Source organism: Pseudomonas sp. 31 R 17, assembly GCF_900004915.1.
GTDB lineage: Bacteria > Pseudomonadota > Gammaproteobacteria > Pseudomonadales > Pseudomonadaceae > Aquipseudomonas > Aquipseudomonas orientalis_A.
Genome location: NZ_CVTN01000079.1, coordinates 39,127 through 60,838, shown reverse-complemented (window position 1 = coordinate 60,838; position 21,712 = coordinate 39,127). Strand labels below are relative to the sequence as shown.

15 protein-coding genes are annotated in these 21,712 nt (G+C 62.0%); 6 read left to right on the top strand and 9 right to left on the bottom strand.

Going from position 1 to position 21,712, the window contains the following annotated elements:
* Nucleotides 1-139 precede the first annotated feature (139 nt).
* From BFP89_RS21785 to nagE, 5 genes are read left to right on the top strand one after another with little or no spacing between them, the layout of a single operon-like run.
* Nucleotides 140-898 (top strand): GntR family transcriptional regulator, encoded by a 759-nt coding sequence (locus BFP89_RS21785; protein ID WP_065887514.1) that lies wholly within the window; start codon nucleotides 140-142, stop codon nucleotides 896-898.
* Between the two features lie 10 nt (nucleotides 899-908).
* Entirely contained in the window at nucleotides 909-2,015 is a 1,107-nt protein-coding gene (gene nagA, locus BFP89_RS21780; RefSeq protein ID WP_065887513.1) for an N-acetylglucosamine-6-phosphate deacetylase, read from the top strand.
* Nucleotides 1,996-3,018: an SIS domain-containing protein gene (locus BFP89_RS21775; protein ID WP_141689125.1), complete on the top strand. Its 1,023-nt coding sequence runs from the start codon at nucleotides 1,996-1,998 to the stop codon at nucleotides 3,016-3,018. The genes nagA and BFP89_RS21775 overlap by 20 nt, the downstream gene beginning before the upstream one ends.
* 30 nt (nucleotides 3,019-3,048) lie before the next feature.
* Complete coding sequence (ptsP, locus tag BFP89_RS21770) at nucleotides 3,049-5,559, top strand: phosphoenolpyruvate--protein phosphotransferase (protein ID WP_065887511.1); 2,511 nt, start codon at nucleotides 3,049-3,051, stop codon at nucleotides 5,557-5,559.
* A 26-nt stretch (nucleotides 5,560-5,585) separates the two neighbouring features.
* Nucleotides 5,586-7,292, top strand: a complete 1,707-nt coding sequence (gene nagE / locus BFP89_RS21765) for an N-acetylglucosamine-specific PTS transporter subunit IIBC (RefSeq protein ID WP_065887510.1) — start codon at nucleotides 5,586-5,588, stop codon at nucleotides 7,290-7,292.
* Between the two features lie 126 nt (nucleotides 7,293-7,418).
* Here nagE and BFP89_RS21760 read toward each other — a convergent pair whose 3' ends face one another.
* From BFP89_RS21760 to purL, 5 genes are all read right to left on the bottom strand, one after another.
* Nucleotides 7,419-7,682 carry a DUF6124 family protein gene (locus BFP89_RS21760; RefSeq protein WP_065887509.1) on the bottom strand — a complete coding sequence of 88 codons (264 nt, stop codon included), beginning with the start codon at nucleotides 7,680-7,682 and terminating at the stop codon, nucleotides 7,419-7,421.
* Nucleotides 7,683-8,207: 525 nt separating this feature from the next.
* Nucleotides 8,208-8,654, bottom strand: coding sequence for a hypothetical protein (locus BFP89_RS21755; RefSeq protein ID WP_065887508.1), 447 nt, complete (start codon nucleotides 8,652-8,654; stop codon nucleotides 8,208-8,210).
* Nucleotides 8,638-9,276 carry a DUF6036 family nucleotidyltransferase gene (locus tag BFP89_RS21750; protein WP_065887507.1) on the bottom strand — a complete coding sequence of 213 codons (639 nt, stop codon included), beginning with the start codon at nucleotides 9,274-9,276 and terminating at the stop codon, nucleotides 8,638-8,640. The genes BFP89_RS21755 and BFP89_RS21750 overlap by 17 nt, the downstream gene beginning before the upstream one ends.
* Before the next feature lie 313 nt (nucleotides 9,277-9,589).
* Entirely contained in the window at nucleotides 9,590-9,901 is a 312-nt protein-coding gene (locus tag BFP89_RS21745) for an NGG1p interacting factor NIF3 (protein WP_065887506.1), read from the bottom strand.
* A 4-nt stretch (nucleotides 9,902-9,905) separates the two neighbouring features.
* Nucleotides 9,906-13,802 carry a phosphoribosylformylglycinamidine synthase gene (purL, locus tag BFP89_RS21740; protein WP_065887505.1) on the bottom strand — a complete coding sequence of 1,299 codons (3,897 nt, stop codon included), beginning with the start codon at nucleotides 13,800-13,802 and terminating at the stop codon, nucleotides 9,906-9,908.
* A 286-nt stretch (nucleotides 13,803-14,088) separates the two neighbouring features.
* On the opposite strand from purL, the gene mltF reads away from it, so the two are divergent.
* Nucleotides 14,089-15,549, top strand: a complete 1,461-nt coding sequence (gene mltF, locus BFP89_RS21735; RefSeq protein ID WP_065887504.1) for a membrane-bound lytic murein transglycosylase MltF — start codon at nucleotides 14,089-14,091, stop codon at nucleotides 15,547-15,549.
* A gap of 118 nt (nucleotides 15,550-15,667) precedes the next feature.
* Here mltF and BFP89_RS21730 read toward each other — a convergent pair whose 3' ends face one another.
* The 4 genes from BFP89_RS21730 to treC all read right to left on the bottom strand — a co-directional run bounded on the left by BFP89_RS21730 (nucleotide 15,668) and on the right by treC (nucleotide 21,613).
* Nucleotides 15,668-15,961 (bottom strand): PTS transporter subunit EIIB, encoded by a 294-nt coding sequence (locus tag BFP89_RS21730; protein WP_065887503.1) that lies wholly within the window; start codon nucleotides 15,959-15,961, stop codon nucleotides 15,668-15,670.
* Nucleotides 15,962-15,963: 2 nt separating this feature from the next.
* A complete protein-coding gene (gene ptsP, locus BFP89_RS21725; RefSeq protein WP_065887502.1) occupies nucleotides 15,964-18,495 on the bottom strand; it encodes a phosphoenolpyruvate--protein phosphotransferase in 2,532 nt (843 codons plus the stop codon).
* Nucleotides 18,496-18,581: 86 nt separating this feature from the next.
* Complete coding sequence (locus BFP89_RS21720) at nucleotides 18,582-19,802, bottom strand: maltoporin (protein ID WP_065887501.1); 1,221 nt, start codon at nucleotides 19,800-19,802, stop codon at nucleotides 18,582-18,584.
* 164 nt (nucleotides 19,803-19,966) lie between these two features.
* Nucleotides 19,967-21,613: an alpha,alpha-phosphotrehalase gene (treC, locus tag BFP89_RS21715; RefSeq protein ID WP_065887500.1), complete on the bottom strand. Its 1,647-nt coding sequence runs from the start codon at nucleotides 21,611-21,613 to the stop codon at nucleotides 19,967-19,969.
* Nucleotides 21,614-21,712 lie beyond the last annotated feature (99 nt).

Genomic DNA, 21,712 nt, shown 5'->3' with positions numbered 1-21,712 from the left:
CTTGATACCACGCACCGTTAACAGGCCGTGAAACCGAGGCGCGCACCGTTTTGGTGGCATTGACATGGTATTTAAGTGGTATTAATTTCCGGCCATTACCGGGCGACAACACTCCAATAACGCATCGGAAACCTGACAGATGAATCCCATCCTGGCCCTGCGCCCCGACGACAAGCAATCCACGCCGCTGTACCTGCAACTGGCCCGCAGCCTTGAAACGGCGATCCATGCCGGCCAGTGGAAATCCGAGCAGGCCCTGCCCTCCGAACGCGCCCTCAGCGAGCAGTTGAGCATCTCGCGGGTGACCGCCCGCAAAGCGCTGGAAGTGTTGCTTGCCCAGGGCCTGATCCGCCGCAGCCAGGGTTCCGGCACCTTTATCACGCCGCGCCTGGAACAACCGTTGTCGCGCCTGTCGGGGTTCAGCGAAATGTTGCGGCTCAAAGGCTTTGTACCCACGTCCCAATGGCTGGAACGCGACATCACCCCGCCAACCCACGAAGAGCTGATCCGCCTGTGCCTGTCGCCTACCGACAAAGTGGCGCGCCTCAAGCGTCTGCGCAAAGCGGATGACACGGTGATGGCGATTGAAATGACCACCCTGCCCGCCTCGGTGCTGCCCCAGCCGCAAGCCATCGGCAACTCGCTGTACGAATACCTGGAAGGCGTCGGCAAGCCCGTCGTGCGCGCCCTGCAGCATATCCAGGCAATCAATGCGTCGGACGAGTTCGCCAGGCTGGTGGGCCTCGCCCCCGGCACCGCGATGCTGCTGATGACCCGCGTGGGCTACACCGCCGACAACACGCCGATTGAAATCACAGACACCTACTGCCGCAACGACTACTACGACTTTGTCGTAGAGCTGCGTCGTCATGACTACTCCGCCGAACTGCGAATCTAGAGAACTGCCCATGTCAGAAGACAATATCCTCACGCCCAACGGCTGGATGCGCGGCCGCCTGGTGCACGAGCACGGCAAGGTGGTTGCCATTGAAGGCACACCGTGCGACCCGGCCGACAACGAACTGCCCTACCTGCTGCCGGGCTTTATCGACCTGCATGTGCATGGCGGCGGCGGTGCGGACATCATGGAAGGTGCGCACACCTTCGAGACCATCACCCGTACCCACGTGCGGTTTGGCACCACCTCGCTACTGGCCACCACCATGACGGCGCCGGTGGCAGAAATCACCCAAGTGCTCGGTGAGCTCGGCAAGTTCTGTGAACAACGTCCGACGGGCAGCGCCCGGGTCCTGGGCGTGCACCTGGAGGGCCCTTACATCAATCCGGGCAAACTCGGCGCCCAACCCAACTTCGCCCACACCGCCTTGATGGCCGAAGTCGAAGCCTACCTGCGCCTGGCACCGATCCGGGTGATCACCATCGCCCCGGAAATCGCCGGCCACGACGGCCTGATCCGCGCCCTCAGCGAGCGCGGCGTGCGCATGCAGATCGGCCATACCCTGGGCAGCTATGAAGAAGGCGTCGCCGCCCTCGCCGCCGGCGCCACCAGCTTCACCCATTTGTACAACGCCATGAGCCCGCTGCATCACCGCGAGCCGGGCATCGTCGGCGCCGCGCTGGCCCACGCCCAATACGCCGAATTGATTCCGGATTTGCTTCACGTCCACCCCGGCGCCATGCGCGTGGCGCTGCGTTCGATCCCGTGCCTGTATTGCGTCACCGACTCCACCGCCGCCGCCGGCATGCCCGATGGCGAATACAAGCTGGGCAGCCACACCGTGACCAAATGCCTGGGCGGCGTACGCCTGGCCGACGGCACCCTGGCCGGCAGCACCCTGACAATGGACCAGGCGCTGCGCAACCTGGTGAAAATCGGCCTGCCCATCAGCGAAGCCTCACAACGCCTGTCGCAATTTCCCGCGGACTACCTGGGCCTGGAAGAGCGCGGCCGCCTGCAACCGGGCAGCTTTGCCGACTGCGTGCGCCTGGACCGCTCCCTGACACTCACCGACGTAATGGTCGAAGGAGAAGCCATTGACTTCAAAAATGCTTGAAGAGGCCCTGGCCTCCTGCGACGCCGTCGCCGCACAACTGCAACGCCTGGACCCGCTGCTGGCGGAAGTCGCCGCTCGCCTGCGCCGCCAGCCGCCGCAAGTGGCGATGACCATTGCCCGTGGCAGCTCGGACCATGCCGCCAGCTACTTCGCCTACCTGGCCATGCAGCATGTGGGCATTCCAGTGGCGTCGTTGCCGATGTCGGTGGTGACCCTGTTGCAGGCGCCAATGAAAGTCAGCGGCCAAGTGGCGTTCGGGTTCTCCCAGTCGGGGCAGAGCCCGGATTTGGTCAACAGCCTGCGCCTGTTGCGCAAACGCGGGGCCTTGAGCATTTCGCTGGTGAATGCCGAAGACTCGCCGCTGGAAGCCGCGTGTGAGTTTCATGTGCCGCTGTGCGCCGGGCCGGAACTCAGCGTGGCCGCGACCAAGAGTTTTATCGCCACCCTCAGCGCCAGCGCGCAGTTGATCGGCCACTGGAACCAGGAAGCCGATCTGCTGCAAGCCTGCCAGACGCTGCCCGATGGCCTGCGCGACGCCGCCAGGCAGGATTGGCGCCTGGCCGTCGATGCCCTCAAAGGCAGCCAGCGCTTGATGGTAATCGGCCGTGGCGCCGGTTTCGCCATCGCCCAGGAAGCCGCGCTAAAACTCAAGGAGACCTCGGCGATCCAGGCCGAGGCCTTCAGCAGCGCCGAAGTGCGCCACGGGCCGATGGCCTTGATCGACGAACACTACCCGCTGCTGGTGTTCGCCCCACGCGGCGCCGAGCAGGCCGGCTTGCTGAGCCTGGCCGCCGATATGCGTCAACGCGGTGCCCGCGTGCTGCTGGCCGCGCCCGACGATATCGCCGAACGCGACCTGACCCTGAGCCGCGCCGAACACCCGAGCCTGGACCCGATCCTGGCGATCCAGAGTTTCTACGTGATGGCCGCAGGCCTGGCTAAGGCACGGGGCATGGACCCGGACCAGCCGCGCCACCTGAGCAAAGTCACCCGCACCCACTGAAGCGGCGTTTTCCTGATGAGTACCGTGCCCATGTCCAACAATAATAATCGACTGACCCTCAGCGCCCCCTTGAGTGGGCCGGTGCTGGCCCTGGACAGCGTCCCCGACGAAGTATTCGCCAGCGGCGCCATGGGCGACGGTATTGCCATCGACCCGTTGAACGACTGTCTGCACGCGCCCTGTGACGGCGTGATCATCCATGTCGCCCGCACCGGTCATGCATTGACCATCCGCGCCGACAACGGTGCTGAAGTGCTGATGCACGTGGGCATCGACACCGTGGAGCTCAATGGCGAAGGCTTTGCCTTGCTGGTGAAGGATGGCGCACGGGTGAGCGAGGGTCAGCCGTTGGTGCAATTTGATCTGGACCGCATAGCGCGCCAGTGCAAAAGCCTGGTGAGCCTGATCATCCTGACCAACAGTGAGCGCTTCGAGCTGCAACCGATTGCGAGCAAGACAGTGAAGGTCGGTGAAGCGCTGGTGCGCATTGCCCTGCGTACGTCCGCACCGGTTCAAACCGCTGTGGATAACTCGGTCGCGCAAGTGAGCGCCACGGTGCGCATCACCCACCGTGGCGGCTTGCATGCGCGGCCTGCCGCGCTGATCCGCAAGACTGCCCAGGGCTTCAGCAGCCAATCGCAGCTGCACTTGGGTGATAAGACCGCGGCTTGCGACAGCCTGATCGGCCTGATGGGGCTGGGTATTGGCGAAGGTGACGAGGTACGGGTGACCTGCCGTGGCAAGGATGGCGAGGCGGCGTTACAGGCATTGGTCGCCGCGCTGTCCGTGGCGATCCACGAGGAGCATCACGCGCCGGTCGTTGCCACACCACGCCGGGCGAATACCGAAGCCAATGTGCTGCAAGGCGTATGCGCGGCACCCGGTCTGGTATGTGGGCCATTGTTCCGCCTCACGGGCATCGAACTGCCGCAAGACAGCGGCAATCATAGCGTCGACGAACAACTGCAACGCCTGGATGCCGCCCTTGAGCAAGTGCGCGGCGAAATCCGCAATACGCTGGACCAGGCGCGCCAACGCAAGAACGTCGAAGAAGAAGAGATCTTTGCCGCCCACCTCGCCCTGCTGGAAGACCCGGCATTACTCGACGCAGCCACCGCTGCCATCGAACAAGGGAGCGCCGCCACCCACGCCTGGCGTGATGCGATCCAGGCCCAATGCGCCGTGCTGCTGGCGTTGGGCAAACCACTGTTTGCCGAGCGCGCCAATGACCTGCGAGACCTTCAACAACGGGTGCTGCGTGCGTTGCTGGGTGAAGCCTGGCATTTCGAATTGCCGGCGGGGGCGATTGTCAGTGCCCATGAGCTGACGCCTTCGGACTTGCTGCAACTGAGCGCGCAACAGGCCGCGGGCATCTGCATGGCCGAAGGCGGTGCAACCTCCCATGTGGCGATTTTGGCCCGGGGCAAAGGCCTGCCGTGTCTCGTCGCCCTGGGCAATGAAGTGCTCGACGTACCCCAAGGCCAACGGGTGGTGCTCGATGCCGCCAACGGCCGCCTGGAACTGGCCCCCAGCGAAGCGCGCCACGCCGAAGTTCACCAGATTCGCGAAATACAGAAATTGCGACGCCAGCAGCAACAGGCCCAAGCCCGGCAACCGGCACTCACCACCGACGGCGTGACGGTTGAAGTCGCGGCGAATGTCGCCTCCAGCGCCGAAGCCCAAGTGGCGTTTGACAACGGCGCCGATGGCGTCGGCCTGCTGCGCACCGAATTCCTCTTCGTCGACCGCCGTACCGCGCCAGATGAGCAGGAACAACGCCAGGCCTATCAGGCCGTGCTGGATGCCATGGGCGACAAATCCGTGATCATCCGCACCATCGACGTGGGCGGCGACAAGCAGCTCGACTACCTGCCGCTGCCTGTCGAAGCTAACCCGGTGTTGGGCCTGCGCGGTATCCGCATGGCCCAGGTGCGCCCGGAACTGCTCGACCAGCAACTGCGCGCCCTGTTGCAAGTCTCGCCGCTGGCGCGTTGCCGCATCCTGTTGCCGATGGTCAGCGAGGTGGATGAACTTCTGCAGATTCGCCAGCGCCTGGATGAACTGTGCGTGGAGCTGGAGCTGACGCAGCGCCCGGAACTGGGCGTGATGATCGAAGTGCCCGCCGCCGCGCTGATGGCTGAACAGCTGGCCGAACACGCGGACTTTCTATCCATCGGCACCAATGACCTGTCCCAGTACACCCTGGCCATGGACCGCGACCATGCAGGCTTGGCCGCCCGCGTTGATGCGCTGCACCCTGCCTTGCTGCGGCTGATCGCCCAAACCTGCACCGGTGCGGCGAAACACGGGCGTTGGGTCGGTGTGTGTGGCGCCCTGGCGTCCGACCCACTGGCCACGCCGGTACTGGTTGGCCTGGGGGTCAGCGAGCTGTCGGTAAGCCCGCCGCAGATCGGCGAAATCAAGGACCGCGTCCGCCACCTGGACGCGGCGCAATGCCGGCAACTGAGCCTTGAGCTGCTCGACCTGAGCAGCGCCAGGGCCGTTCGCCAAGCCTGTCAACACCACTGGCCGCTGAGCTGAAAACAACAAGAATAGGGAGACACGCCATGTACCAACACTTTATCGAAGGCCTGCAACGCCTGGGCCGCGCCCTGATGCTGCCGATTGCGATCCTGCCAATCGCCGGCCTCTTGCTGCGCCTGGGCGACACCGACTTGCTCAACATCGCGGTGATGCACGATGCCGGGCAGGCGATCTTCGCCAACCTGGCGCTGATCTTCGCCATCGGCATCGCCGTGGGCTTTGCCCGCGACAACAACGGCACCGCCGGCCTGGCCGGGGCGATTGGCTACCTGGTGATGATCTCGACCCTCAAGGTGATGGATACCACCATCAACATGGGCATGCTCGCCGGTATCGCCAGTGGCCTGATGGCGGGTGGGCTGTATAACCGCTTCAAGGACATCAAGCTGCCGGAGTACCTGGCGTTCTTTGGCGGGCGACGGTTTGTGCCGATTGTCACCGGTTTTTCGGCGGTGGGCCTGGGCGTGATCTTCGGCCTCATCTGGCCGCCGATCCAGCACGGCATCAACAGCTTCGGCGTGTTGCTGATGGAGAGCGGCAGCCTGGGTGCATTCGTGTTTGGCGTGTTCAACCGCCTGCTGATCGTCACTGGCTTGCACCATATCCTCAACAATATGGCGTGGTTCGTGTTCGGCACGTTTACCGACCCGGCAACCGGCGCGGTGGTGACCGGCGACCTGACCCGCTACTTTGCCGGCGACCCGAAAGGCGGCCAATTCATGACCGGCATGTTCCCGGTAATGCTGTTCGGCCTGCCGGCCGCGTGCCTGGCGATGTACCGCAACGCGCTGCCGGAGCGGCGCAAGGTCATGGGCGGGATTTTCCTGTCGATGGCACTGACCTCGTTCCTGACCGGGGTGACCGAGCCGATTGAATTTGCCTTCATGTTCCTCGCGCCGTTCCTCTACCTGCTGCATGCACTGCTGACCGGCCTGTCGATGGCCGTGACCAACCTGCTCAATATCCACCTGGGGTTTACCTTCTCCGGTGGCTTTATCGACATGGTTCTGGGTTGGGGCAAGTCCACCAACGGCTGGTTGGTGGTACCGGTGGGCCTGGCCTACTCGGTGATCTACTACACGGTGTTCAGCTACTGCATTCGCCGCTTCAACCTCAAGACACCGGGCCGGGAAGATATCCAGGTGGTGCAGGCTGAAGCGATGAGTGATAACCAGCGTGCGACGGCATATATCCAGGCGCTGGGTGGTGCAGAGAATTTGCTGAGTGTGGGTGCATGCACCACGCGGCTGCGGTTGGACATGGTTGATCGCAACAAGGCGGTGGATGCTGAACTGAAAGCACTGGGCGCCATGGCTGTAGTGCGCCCGGGTAACGGCGGGAGTTTGCAGGTGGTGGTTGGGCCGATGGCCGATAGCATTGCTGATGAAATCCGCTTGGCGATGCCGGGGTTTGTTGCTGCAGCGCCTTTAGCGGTAGCACCTGTGGATAAGCCCCTGACGGTGAATGTGCAAGAGGCCGAGCAATGGCTGAATGCGCTGGGTGGCCGAGAGAATGTGCGTCATCTGGAAGCGGTGGCGATGACCCGGCTGCGGGTGGAACTGGGCGATGATTCGGGGTTGTCTGAAGCTCAGCTCACTGCGCTCGGTTGCCAGGGTGTGAGTCAGCTTGAGAGCGGTGTTTGGCACTTGTTGATTGGTGACAAGGCGTCCGGGTTGGGTGAGGCGTTGGAGCGGTTGGTCAGTGGCCGTGTGGTCGGCGCCAGGGTTTAGAGATGTAGTGGTTGTTCTGGACTCATCGGGAGCAAGCCCCCTCCCACACTTGACCGCATTGCCAAGTCCGGCACCGATCAAAAAGTGGGAGGGGCTTGCCCCCGATTGGTCCTCACAGGCGCCTGATTACTTCTGCTCAGGCACCTCAACTAAATCCAGTACTCGATCCACCATCAACTGAATGCCCTCCACCATCCGATGAATCCCCAGCACGGCATCACGCTGGGGGCCGTCGACATCAAAAGCCAGATTCCCCGCCAGTGCCTGCACGGATGCCAGGTCTTGGGAGGCGTTGGCGAGCAGGGTTTCGCTGTTCAGGTGGGTCAGGACGGTGAAGATTTGGTCGGTGGGCAGAGAATCAGATGGGGGATTTTGGCTGTCTTTGATCATGGTAAAACTCCTGAAAAATAGGAGCTGCCAGCATCACTTGCAGATGATGGGTGGCAGCTGTGCGCGGGCCTGCAAGACCGAGTCAGAAGCACCTCGGCAGACCCAAAGGTCTCCCGCGCACAGCCACCAGAAAACGATGACCATGAAAAGCGCCACGATTATAGCGGCGCTTCCGAGCTTCTAATATTATTTCGGCGGGCTTGCAGTCCCGGTCGCTGAATTGGCAGCGACTGGCGAAGGTTAGTTGTGCGAGTTCCGAGGGACAACCTGAAAGACGTGTCGGAAATCTCCTAACGCTGAAGATATCGCAGACAGCAAAAACTCGGCCTCAGCCGTAATGCCTTTCAGTTAAGGCATTTTGTAGGAGCGAGCTTGCTCGCGAAAAACTCACAGGCGCCGCGTTCATTCAGGAAGCACGCGTTATCGTTGACGCTTTTCGCGAGCAAGCTCGCTCCTACAGAGGGCGATATACGCTTAACTGAACGGTATTAGGCCTAAGCCGAGTTCTTTGATAGCTATCTATACCTAGGCAGACGCCGCACGCTGTTCGGCTTCATAGTGACGGGTCTGAAAAGGCATCAAGGTCTGAACCTTCAAACCCAGACCCTCACTTAATCCCCAGGACATTGCCAGTTCGTCACGACGACTGCGCAACGCGACAGCGCCTTGGGGTTTCACGTATTGCCTGGAAGCTGAAAACAGTTCAAGCGCCTTCAACGCTTCCTTTACCCGACTATCGGTCGCACACGAAAAGCGTGTGAAGCGCTCAAGCAAATAGCCTGCGCGACGAAGCTCTACCTCACTGGTGTGCTCCTGAATGAACGCCCTCACCTCGCCCACAAGATTCGTATCGGAATACCACACAGCTTTCGCTGCACTGACCAAGGCAGCATCATCAGCCTGATTCAAGGGGCTTTTGACCAGTGTGTCCAAGGCGCAAGAAAGGACTGGACCGTTAAAAGGCTTCGCCATCTGCAGTCTCCAGATAATCGTGCAAGATATTGGTCAGTATGGACCTGGGTGGCTCTTTGTTGCCAACATACATATCAATTGCCTGCAATGCCAGCTGACGGAGCTCAGCGGTCACTATAAAGCCCGCCCTGAGCAAAGCCATGATGTCATCTACATCCTGATCAGTGGCTCTGCCCAGTTTGGAAATTGCAATGTCGATAGGCGCGGCTATATGAAGATTCAGTGCAGACTCAAGAGGAAATTCTTCCAGAGGAATACTTCGCTCCCAGTAGTCTTCGTGAAGCGGACCAAAGCTAGTGTTGTATTGGAGGTCATAGTTCAGCTCCATCACACGGCCGGACTGCTCATCGAAAAACTGTTCCGGAAACTCTGCCAACAGTGTCTGTAAACGCAGTTTGTCTCGAAAATTCGCACAATAGATCTCCGCATCCACATCCGTGGAAATACGATGGTGCGTATATAGGTGGACAGCACAACCACCAAAGACAATGACCTTGACCGCGCCAGGCTTGGCACCTTCAAGCGTCAACTCCATTTCAATGGATCTGAACATTGAAACCAAGGCTTGTCCTAGTGCGCTATCTGTATTGAGGCGCGGAACAACGGTATCTGGCAATTCCATCACTGACTGTAAAACCCGAATACAAGGTTACGGGGCGGGCTTTGAGTTCAAATCCCGATCACTGAACTAACAGCGACCGAAGAAGGCTATTGAGACAGGTTCCGAGGGACAACCTGAAAGGCTTGTCGGAAATGTCTGAGGCGCCTGGGCGGACGCCATCGGGGGCAAGCCCCCTCCCACAGTTGACCGAGTTTCATCGTTGGAATGCAGTTGAATGTGGGAGGGGGCTTGCCCCCGATGAGGCCTTGAAAGGCAACAAAAAACCCGCCGACCAAACTGGCCCAGCGGGTTTCTTGTTTATGCAGCGTGCGAATCAAAAATCCGCCAACTGCCACACCTCATACGCCGGTGTCTCATACGGATGGCTCAGTTTCAACGCAGCCACTACAGCCACAATCAACGCATCCGCCACCACCAGCTCAACCTTCCACTCCTCAACCACTTCAACCTGGCCCACCTGCCCGATAAACGGCTGGCTGCCGTCCAACGCGCGGAATTGGCCCTGGCCCAGCACTTGCCAGGCGCAGCTGTCGTAGTCGCCGATGCGCCCGCCGCCGGCTGCGAAGACGGCGGTTTTCACCGTCTCCACGTGGCTGTCGGGTACGAAGAAGGCGAGCTTGTACACCGCCTTAGTTCACCCACACGCGAGCATTGCGGAACATGCGCATCCAGGCGCCGTCTTCGTTCCACTCTTCCGGGCTCCACGAGTTCTGCACGGCGCGGAATACGCGCTCCGGGTGCGGCATCATGATGGTCACGCGACCGTCGCGGCTGGTGAGGCCGGTGATGCCGCGCGGCGAGCCGTTCGGGTTGGCCGGGTAGCTCTCGGTGACCTTGCCGTGGTTGTCGACGAAGCGCAGGGCCACGGTGCCGGACAGGTCGGCTTCGAGCAGCGCTTCTTCGCTGGCGAACTCGGCATGGCCTTCGCCGTGGGCGATGGCGATCGGCATACGCGAACCGGCCATGCCCTGCAGGAAGATCGAGTTGGATTCCTGCACCTGCACCATGGCGACACGGGCTTCGAACTGCTCGGAACGGTTACGCACAAAGTGCGGCCAGAACTCGCTGCCCGGGATCAGTTCGCTGAGGTTGGACATCATCTGGCAACCGTTGCACACGCCCAGGGTGAAGCTGTCGTTACGCTCGAAGAAACCCTGGAACGCGTCGCGGGCGCGGCTGTTGAACAGCGCCGACTTGGCCCAGCCTTCACCGGCACCCAGCACGTCGCCGTAGGAGAAACCACCGCAAGCTACGAGACCTTTGAACTCATTGAGGTCAACGCGACCGGCGAGAATGTCGCTCATGTGCACGTCGATCGCATTGAACCCGGCACGGTCGAACGCCGCCGCCATTTCCACCTGGCCGTTGACGCCCTGCTCACGCAGCACGGCAACCTGTGGGCGAATACCCTTCTTGATGTAGGGCGCGGCAATGTCCTGGTTGACGTCGAAGCTGAGCATGGTGCTCAGGCCCGGGTTGTCTTCTTCCAGGATCGCGTCGAATTCCTGCTCGGCGCAGTCGACGTTGTCGCGCAGGCGCTGGACCTGGTAGCTGGTCTCGGCCCACTGGCGCTGCAGCAAGCGGCGCTGACCGGTAAAGACCGTGTCGCCGTTGAACGAGATATTGACTTCACCGTTGTTGATCGGCTGGCCAATCACCGCCACGCATTCGGCAAGACCGGCAGCGCTGAACTGTGCGAGCACGTCCGGGGTAGCGTCCTGGCGCACTTGGATCACCGCACCCAATTCTTCGTTGAACAGGATGCCGTTGATCTCGGCGGCATCCTCGGCAACGCTGTCGAGCACGATGTTCAGGCCGCAGTGACCGGCGAAGGCCATTTCGACCACGCTGGTCAGCAAACCACCGTCGGAACGGTCGTGGTAAGCCAGCAGGTGACCGTCGGCATTCAGGCCCTGGATCACCGCGAAGAAGGCCTTGAGGTCTTCGGCGTCGTCGACATCCGGCGCGTGTTTGCCGAGCTTGCCGTGAGTCTGCGCCAGGATCGAGGCGCCCATGCGGTTCTGGCCACGGCCCAGGTCGATCAGGATCAGATCGGTGGTGCCCTTGTCCATGCGCAGTTGCGGGGTCAGGGTCTGGCGGATGTCGGTGACCGGCGCGAAACCGGTCACGATCAACGACAGTGGCGAGGTGACGCTCTTGTCGGTGCCGTCTTCGTTCCAACGGGTGGCCATGGACATGGAGTCCTTGCCCACCGGAATGGTGATGCCCAGCTCAGGGCACAGCTCCATGCCGACTGCTTTAACCGTGTCGTAGAGGCGCGCATCTTCACCGGGGTGGCCGGCAGCGGACATCCAGTTGGCCGACAGTTTGATGTCGGACAGCTTGCCGATGCGCGAGGCCGCGATGTTGGTCAGGGTTTCACCAATGGCCATGCGGCCCGACGCCGGAGCGTCCAGCAGGGCCAGCGGCGTGCGCTCGCCCATGGCCATGGCTTCACCGGTGTAGACGTCGAAGCTGGTGGCGGTGACGGCAACGTCGGCCACGGGAACCTGCCACGGGCCGACCATTTGGTCACGGGCAACAAGGCCAGTGATAGTGCGGTCGCCGATGGTGATCAGGAAGCTTTTGCTCGCCACGGCGGGGTGGTGCAGCACGCGCTCGATGCTGTCGGCCAGCTCAAGGGTGCTTGGGTCGAAATCATCGCCCAATTCGTTTTCACGTACCGCCGAACGGTGCATGCGCGGGGCTTTGCCCAGCAGCACTTCGAGTGGCATGTCCACCGGGCTGTTGCCGAAGTGGCTGTCGGTGACCGTCAGCTGCGGCTCGGCAGTGGCTTCGCCGACCACGGCAAACGGGCAGCGCTCACGTTCGCAGATGGCCTGGAAGCGCGCAAAATCTTCAGGGCCGACGGCCAGCACGTAGCGTTCCTGGGATTCATTGCTCCAGATTTCGTGCGGGGCCATGCCCGGCTCGTCGTTTGGAATATTGCGCAGTTCGAAACGGCCACCACGCTCGCCATCGTTGACCAGTTCCGGGAAGGCGTTGGACAAACCGCCAGCACCGACGTCGTGGATGAAGCTGATCGGGTTCTTGTCGCCCAACTGCCAGCAACGGTCGATGACTTCCTGGCAGCGGCGTTCCATTTCAGGGTTTTCGCGCTGGACGGAAGCGAAGTCGAGGTCCGCCGAACTGGTGCCGGTGGCCATGGAGGACGCTGCGCCGCCGCCCAGGCCGATCAACATGGCCGGGCCGCCGAGCACGATCAGCTTGGAGCCGACCAGGATCTCGCCTTTCTTGACGTGTTCTTCACGGATGTTGCCCATGCCGCCGGCCAACATGATTGGCTTGTGGTAGCCGCGCACTTCATCGCCACGGGGGGTGGTGATGGACTGTTCGAAGGTACGGAAATAACCGGTCAACGCCGGACGACCGAATTCGTTGTTGAACGCGGCGCCGCCCAGCGGGCCTTCGATCATGATGTCCAGTGCGGTCACGATGCGCTCAGGCTTGCCGTACGGCACTTCCCACGGCTGTTCGAAGCCGGGGATCTGCAGGTTGGACACGGTGAAACCGGTGAGGCCCGCCTTTGGCTTGGCGCCACGGCCGGTAGCACCTTCGTCGCGGATTTCGCCGCCGGAACCGGTGGCTGCGCCCGGGAACGGGGCAATCGCGGTCGGGTGGTTGTGGGTTTCAACCTTCATCAGGATGTGCACCGGTTCCTGCACCGCGCCGTACTGGCGGGTTTCCGGGTCCGGGAAGAAGCGGCCGGCAACGGAGCCGACGATCACCGAGGCGTTGTCCTTATAAGCCGACAGAACGCCTTCGCTGTGCATCACGTAGGTGTTCTTGATCATGCCGAACAGGCTTTTTTCCTGGCTCTGGCCGTCGATGTCCCAACTGGCGTTGAAGATCTTGTGACGGCAATGCTCGGAGTTGGCCTGGGCGAACATCATCAGTTCGATGTCGTGGGGGTTGCGCTTCAAGCCGTTGAAGGCGTTGACCAGGTAGTCGATCTCGTCTTCGGCCAGGGCCAGGCCCAGTTCGGTGTTGGCCTTCTCGAGGGCGGCGCGGCCACCGCCAAGCACGTCAATTGCAGTGAGCGGCTTGGGCTCGGCGTGGCTGAACAGGCCGGCGGCCTGTTCCAGCTGGCTGACGATGATCTGGGTCATGCGGTCGTGCAGGCTGCTGGCGATCAGCTCGGCGTCGGCGTCGCTGAACTGGCCGGCCACGTAGAACGCGATACCACGCTCCAGGCGCTGGATTTTATCCAGGCCGCAGTTGCGGGCGATGTCGCTGGCCTTGCTCGACCACGGCGAGATGGTGCCGAACCGCGGCAGAACCAGGAACAAGCGGCCAGTCGGCTCTTGGACGGGAACGCTTGGGCCGTACTTCAGAAGGCGTGCGAGCACTTGCTGTTCGTCGGCGGTCAAGACGCCGGTTACGTCGGCGAAGTGAGCAAATTCAGCATACAGGCCTGTAACCGCTGGAACCTTCTGGCTCAGTTGTTCAAGGAGTTTGCTGTGGCGAAAGGCAGAAAGGGCAGGAGCGCCGCGCAGGATCAACATCTTCGGGACAGCCTCGGGAAGGGGTGTGCTTTGAGGCCGTGCATTCTAGCGTAAACCTTCGCCCACGGCACCCGAAACGCTACCGCTGGCCGCTGCCGAACGTCAGTTGGCACGGTTTGCGCGGTGCCCAGGGACAATCCATGGCCTCGGGCGCAGATATTTTAACCGCCACAATCACGCGCCAGGCCACGTTTCTGCGGGATACAGCACAGTTTTGCAGCGACTAGCAGACAAGTGTGCCGCTGTCGAGATATGGCGCCGTGGGCCGTTTGCGTATACTGCGCAGATGTTCTCCCCAACTGCTTTGCGCCCGCGATGCGCCAAATGGCTCATCGCAACCGGACTCTTCCTGATGCTCAGCGCCTGTGTTGATAAGCCCAGCACGCTCGAGCGAATCAAGGAGGATGGCGTATTGCGGGTGGTTACCCGGAACAGCCCCGCTACGTATTTCCAGGACCGCAACGGTGAAACTGGTTTCGAATACGAACTGGTCAAGCGCTTTGCCGATGACCTGGGCGTCAAGCTGGAGATCGAAACCGCCGACAACCTCGATGACCTGTTCGGCCAGCTGGGCAAGCCCAACGGCCCAGTGCTCGCCGCTGCCGGCCTGGTCAGCAGCGAACAGCGCCAGCAGCAGGTGCGTTTTTCCCATCCGTACCTCGAAGTCACGCCGCAGATCATCTACCGCAACGGCCAGTCACGGCCGACCAATGCGGCGGACCTGGTCGGCAAGAAGATCATGGTGCTCAAGGGCAGCACCCACGCCGAGCAGTTGGCGGCGCTTAAAAAGCAGAATCCTGCGATTGAATACGAAGAGTCCGACGCCGTTGAAGTAGTCGACTTGCTACGCATGGTCGACGAAGGACAAATCGACCTGACCCTGGTGGACTCCAATGAAGTCGCCATGAACCAGGTGTACTTCCCCAACGTGCGGGTCGCATTCGACCTCGGCAATGCCAGCAACCAGAGCTGGGCCGTGGCCGCCGGCATCGACAACAGCCTGCTCAACGAGATCAACAGCTACCTGGACAAGGTCGAGAAGAACGGCACCCTCCAGCGTCTGAAAGATCGCTATTACGGGCACGTCGATGTACTGGGCTATGTCGGCGCCTATACCTTCGCCCAGCATTTGCAACAGCGCCTGCCCAAGTACGAAAAGCACTTTCGCGCCTACGCCAAGGAAGAAAAGGTCGATTGGCGCCTATTGGCGGCCATCGGCTATCAGGAATCGCTGTGGCAGCCGGCGGTGACGTCCAAGACCGGCGTGCGCGGCCTGATGATGCTGACCCAGAACACCGCCCAGGCGATGGGCGTGTCCAATCGCCTGGACGCCAAACAAAGCATCATGGGCGGCGCCAAGTACCTGGCCAAGATCAAGGACGAGCTGGACGACAAGATCGCCGAGCCCGACCGCACCTGGTTTGCCCTCGCCGCCTACAACGTCGGCACCGGCCACCTGGACGACGCGCGCCTTCTGGCCAGGAAGGAAGGCCTGAACCCGAACAAGTGGCTGGATGTGAAGAAAATGCTGCCGCGCCTGTCGCAGAAGCAGTGGTACAGCAAGACCCGCTACGGTTATGCCCGGGGCGGCGAGCCGGTGCATTTTGTGGCGAACATCCGACGCTACTACGACATTCTGACCTGGGTGACCCAGCCGCAGCTGGAAGGTAACCAGGTGGTGGAAGGCAACCTGCATGTGCCGGGTGTGGACAAGACCAAGCCGCCGGAAGAGACCCCGCAGTTATAAGAACGCCGGGAATCAATGTGGGAGGGGGCTTGCCCCCGATAGCAGAGTGTCAGTCACTACATAAGGTGACTGATCCACCGCTATCGGGGGCAAGCCCCCTCCCACATTTGGATCTGCGCTAGGATTTGGCTTGGAGGCCGGTCAGCAGATGGACGACGCCTCCCGTCAACACCATGACGCCCGGTACGCCCGCCGCCTTCAGCGCAGCCTCATCCAACCGCCCCGCCTCTTTCAACTGCACCCGCACCCGCGTCAACGCCACGCGTTGTTGCGACGTGAGGTTGGCCTCGCCGCCCAATGCACTCAACACATCGACCGGTAACAGGTTCTCCCCCGCCGGCGCCGCGACCGTTTCCGCAATCAGATCCGGCGTCAGGGCTTTCCAGAACGCCTGCTGCAATTTCTCGAACATGCTCAATGCTCCACGACAGATGAGGTTTCAACGGTGGCGGCGTGGTAAAGGCGCAAGGCCTCACGCACCTGGCCGGCTTCTTCCAGGCCCAGCACTTGCCGGGCGATGATCTGGCAGTCGGCCAGGTCCAGTTCACGCACGGTGGCCTTGATGCTCGGGATCAACGGCACGCTGACCGACAGTTCATCCACGCCCAGCCCGATCAGCACCGGCACCGCCAGGGTTTCGGAGGCCAGCGCACCGCAGACGCCCACCCACTTGCCATGGGCATGGGCAGCCTTGACCGTGGTTGCGATCAGGCGCAGCACCGCCGGGTGAAAACTGTCGGCCTGGCTGGCCAGCCGTGGGTGGTCGCGGTCCATGGCCAGGGTGTATTGGGTCAGGTCATTGGTTCCGATGGAAAAGAAATCTACATGGGGCGCGAACATATCCGCCATCAACGCGGCGGACGGCACTTCAATCATGATGCCAAGCTTTGGCAACTCGCTGAGCCCGAGTGCCCGCGCTTCCTCCTCGAGCACCTTGCGCGCCAGATGCAGTTCCGAAAGCAGGCTGACCATCGGCAACATGATGTGCAGCCGCGCCAGCCCGGCACAGGCAAGGATTGCGCGAAACTGTTCACGCAACAGTTCCGGCCGCTCCAGGCACAGGCGAATACCGCGCAAGCCCAGGAACGGGTTGGTTTCGGCTTCCATCGGTACATAGGCCAGCGGTTTGTCGCCGCCGACATCCAGGGTGCGCACCACCAGATTGCGCTCGGTGCCCAGGGCACGGGCAATCGCACGATAGGTGCCGGCCTGCTCGGCGGGGCTGGGCGCGCGGTTGCGGTCCAGGTAGAGGAATTCCGAACGCAGCAGACCGACGCCCTCGCCGCCCAGGGCCAGGGACTGCTCCACTTCCTGCAACGAGGCGACGTTGGCCGTGACGTCGATGTGACGGCCGTCGCGGGTGACGGCAGCCTGGGCGGCCTCGGCCATTTCGCGCTGACGTCGCAACCCCTGCCGTTCACGGGCCGCCTGCAAGTGGTCGATATCGACCTGATCCGGCGCCAGGTGCAGTTCGCCCTTGTCGGCGTCAAGTAGCACGTGCGTACCCTCGGCCAACGCCAATATGTCAGCAGGTGCACCGCAGAGGGCGGGTATGCCCAGCGCACGGGCGAGGATCGCGACGTGACTGGTAGCGCCGCCGCCGACCGTGACAAATCCCATCACCTTGCGGGTATCGAGATTCGCCGTTTGCGAGGGGGTCAGTTGCTCGGCGATCAGGATCGCCTGATCCGGCAGCGCCCAGGCACGATCCTCGACACCCAGGATCAGTTCAAGCACGCGCCGGCCGACGTCGGACAGGTCTGCCGCACGCTCGGCGAGCAACGTATTGCCCAGGCCCTGGAACAATTTAGCCGTGGCGGCGGTTGCGCTGTTCCAGGCGAATGCTGCGCTTTTGCCCTTCGCCAGCAACAGGTGGGCCTGCTCAAGCAGCGTCGGGTCTTCAAGCAGCTCCTGATGGGCGCGGAAGATATCGGCCTGGGCACTGCCGGCGGCGCCGGCCTGCAAGCGTTGCAACGCCTCGTTGGCCGCCAGCAGGCCACGCGTCAATGCATCGCGCTCGGTGGCTTCGCCTGCACCGGCTTCATTAACTACCAGTTCAGGTTCAGCCACCTGGACCACCTGGCCGAACGCCGAGCCCGGTGATGCGCATACGCCGCGCAGCAGCGTGGCCGACGACACCGGCGCGACAGGTTCGACCGGCTCGGTCGGAGCCACCACCGTTTCGCCACACCCCTCGGCCAACAACGCCGTTAACGCTCGGATCGCAGCCTGCGCGTCCTCCCCCGCCGCGCTCACCTGCAAGGTATCGCCCTGCACGGTTTGCAGCGCCATGATCGCCACCAACGACTTGGCGTTGGCGCTCTGGGTCTGCTTGTGCAGGTAGATGCTCGAGCTGAAGCCTTTGGCCGCCTGGGCCAGCACCGCCGCAGGGCGAGCGTGCAAGCCGTGGGCATTGAGCAAGGTCAGCGGTTTGGAGAACAGCGCCGAGCCCTGCTGCTCATTCGCGTCCGCCGCTGCCTCGCCGGGCGACAGTCGCAGCACCGGCCGGCCCTCCTCAAGCATGTCGCCCTGCGCCGCCAGCACCACAAACGGCTCGCCACTGACCACCAGCATCAAGGTCAACAGACTGCGCGCATTGAGCGCCACATAGTCGGCATCGAACTCGATCAACGGCTGGCCGGCCGTCACCCGCTGGCCCTCTTCGACCAGGCGCGTAAAGCCCTTGCCCGCCAGGCTCACGGTGTCCAGGCCGATATGCATCAGCACCTGTACGCCGTTGTCGTCGGTGACGCTGACCGCATGGCCGCTGTCCTGGATATTGCTGATCACTCCGGCGAGCGGTGCACAGAGGGTCTGCGAGGTGGGATCGATGCACACACCATCACCGATCATGCGGCTGGAAAATACCGGGTCCGGTACCTGATCCAGCGCCAGCAGCATTCCGGACAGGGGTGCCAGCAGTTCCAGGGGTTGAGAGGGGTTCATGGCTTCACCTGTTGTTGTTCTTTAAATTCATGGGAAACGAAGATCAAATGTGGGAGGAGGCGTGCCCCCTCCCCCATCAGTACGAGTCATTTCCACCAGTATTCAACCTGCACGCCCATGTTCGACCCATGCCGCGCTGTGCCGTAGGCACCGGTGTCGGACAACGCCGAACCTGCCGCCAGCTCATTCGCCGCGCGCTTGGCCGCCTGGTTCCAAGTGGCATAGGTGTAGTACAAGCGCACTTCCGGCCGTGCCCAGAATTCCGGGCCCTTGGGCGACCAGGTCGGCGCGAAGGTGAATTTGCTCAGCTTGCGCGTACCGCCCGTGGCCTCGACCTGATCGTGCCCCAGCTCGGTGACCAGTTTGAATTGCTCGCTGATGGCATACGCCGGGCGCACGCCGAGCGACAGCCAGTTCAGGTCCTGACGCCCGGGCCGCACATCCTTCTGGTACACCGCCTGCACCTGCCCGCCAAAACGCGGCGTCAGTTGCCAGTCGAAAAACTCCACGGCACGGTAGCTTTTGCTGCTGTTGTCCAACCGCGTATTGCCGGTATAGCCCAGGCCGGTGCCAGGACCTTCGCCATATTGCAACGCGAATTTGTTCTTGCCGCCCAGGAACGCGCTTTGCACATGCTGCGCGGTCAACGCCCAGCCGCTGTTGGTGTCACGCCCGCCAGCCTTTTGGATGTAGCTCAAGCCAAGCTCCAGTTCGCCGCCAGGGTTGGTGTTGAAACCGGCCACGTTGAAGTCATGCCGGGTGGCGTATTCCTTCTGGTAGAGGTTGTCTTTGCGCGACAGCGCGTAGCTGTATTTCAAGCCGCCGATCAACACATCCTCGATACCCCCACCGGTGGCGCTCTGGTTCCAGTAGTAGAAGTCGGAGATATGGATGTCGTTACGCTTGTAGTAACGCCGCCCGGCCCACAGCGAACCGCCATTGAGGCTGGGCAGGTTGGACCATTGCGCATACATCTGCGGCATACGCGCAGAGCCGTTGTCCTCGCCCTGGAATTTGAGGGCGCGGTCGTACTTGTTATAGAGCGACGCCATGGCATCGACGCTGAGCACCGAGCCATCGTCGAAGGTCAGCAGGTCCTGGCGCAACTCCAGTTCGCCGTACTGCTCGCATTCGTTGCCCAGGCGGTATTTGGTTTGCGCGCCCGGCAATTGGAAGCACTGCTGCTTGCCGCTGCCGGTAGAGGTGCCGGCGCCGCTGCGCAGGTAACCGCCAAACTCCAGGGCTTGAGCACCAAAGGGCAGGCTCAGGCAGGATGCAACGAGGCCCAGCTTTATTGTTGTTTTCATAAAGCACTCCGATATTTTTATTGTTTTTCTTACTGTCTTGCGTGACGCGATCGCCTGTAGGAGCGAGCTTGCTTGCGAAGCACTTCCAGGCTCCACGCTGCACCTGGAGGGGCGCGTTATCGTTGACGACCTTCGCGAGCAAGCTCGCTCCTACAGGCGCTATTTCAACCAGTCAGGTGCAGCACAAACGATTCGTAAGGGCGCAGCGCCACCGCGCGGGTGCGCACCGGGCAGTCGGGGTAGTTGCTGATCAGCAGGCGTTGCTCGCTCGCGGCGTTGATGAACTGATCGGGCAACTGGATTTCACATGGCGTGCCGTAGAAGTTGTTGACCACCAGCAAGCGCTCGCCCCGGCCTTCGCGCAGGTACGCCCAGACCTGGGGATGGCCTTGCAGCAGTTCGCGGTAAATGCCTTCCTGGATCAGGGGTTCACGGCGACGCAAGGCGATCAGCGCGCGGTAGTGATGCAGCACCGAGTCAGGATCATCCAGTTGGCGCTCGACGTTGATCTGCGCCGCATTGGCCGGGATGCCGATCCACGGCTCGCCGCTGCTGAAACCGGCGCCGGGCTGACTGTTCCACTGCATCGGCGTGCGGCCGTTGTCGCGAGACTTCTGCATGATCGCGGCCATGCTCGACGCCTCGGATTCACCGGCATTGCGCTTGAGGCGAAAGATATTCAGGGTCTCCACATCACGGTATTGGTCGATCCTGTCGAAGCCCGGATTGGTCATGCCCAGCTCTTCGCCCTGGTACACATAAGGCGTGCCCTGGAGCAAGTGCAGTGCGGTGGCGAGCATCTTGGCCGACACCACGCGATGGACGCCGTCATCGCCAAACCGCGAGACCACCCGGGGCTGGTCGTGGTTACACCAGAACAGCGCGTTCCAGCCGCCACCGGCCTGCATGCCCGACTGCCAGTTGGAGAAGATCTGCTTGAGTTGCAGGAAATCGAACTCGGCCTCCACCCACTTCTGCAGCTTCGGGTAATCGACTTTCAGGTGATGAAAGTTGAAGGTCATCGACAGCTCTTTCGACGCCGGATTGGAGTAGCGAATGCAGTGCTCCAAGCTGGTGGAGGACATTTCGCCGACATTGATCAGGTCATGGCCCTCGAAGACTTCGCGGTGCATTTGCTGCAGGTAGTCGTGCACGTTGGGGCCGTCGGTGTAGAAGCGCCGGCCATCGGTGTGGTCGTCGGGGAAATCCGCGGGCTTGGAGATCAGGTTGATCACATCCAGGCGAAAGCCGCCCACGCCCTTGTCACGCCAGAAGCGCATCATCTTGAAGACTTCGGCGCGCACCCTGGGGTTGTCCCAGTTGAGGTCGGCCTGGGTGTGGTCGAACAGGTGCAGGTAGTACTGGCCGGTTTGCGCCTCGTATTCCCAGGCCGAGCCGCCGAACTTGGATTCCCAGCTGTTGGGCTGGTCGCGCCAGATGTAGAAGTCGCGGTAGGGATTGTCGAGGCTGCTGCGCGCCTGCCGAAACCACTCATGCTCGACGGAGGTGTGGTTGACCACGATATCGAGCATCAACCTGATACCGCGCTTGGCCGCTTCGCTGATCAACAGGTCGCAATCGGCCATGGTCCCGTAGCTGGGATCGATGGCGTAGTAGTCGCTGATGTCGTAGCCGTTGTCGCGCTGCGGTGAGCGCAGGAACGGGGTGACCCACAGGCAATCGATGCCCAGCCATTGCAGGTAGTCGAGCTTGTCGACGATGCCCAGCAGGTCACCGGTGGCGTTACCCGCGTGGCTGTGGAAGCTTTTGGGGTAGATCTGGTAGATCACCGAGTGTTGCCAGGTTTGCATGGTGGGTTCCTTCAGTAGAGTTTTTTGCTTGCCTTGGGGGCCTCATCGGGGGCAAGCCCCCTCCCACAGGGGAATGGCTTTCAAATGTGGGAGGGGGCT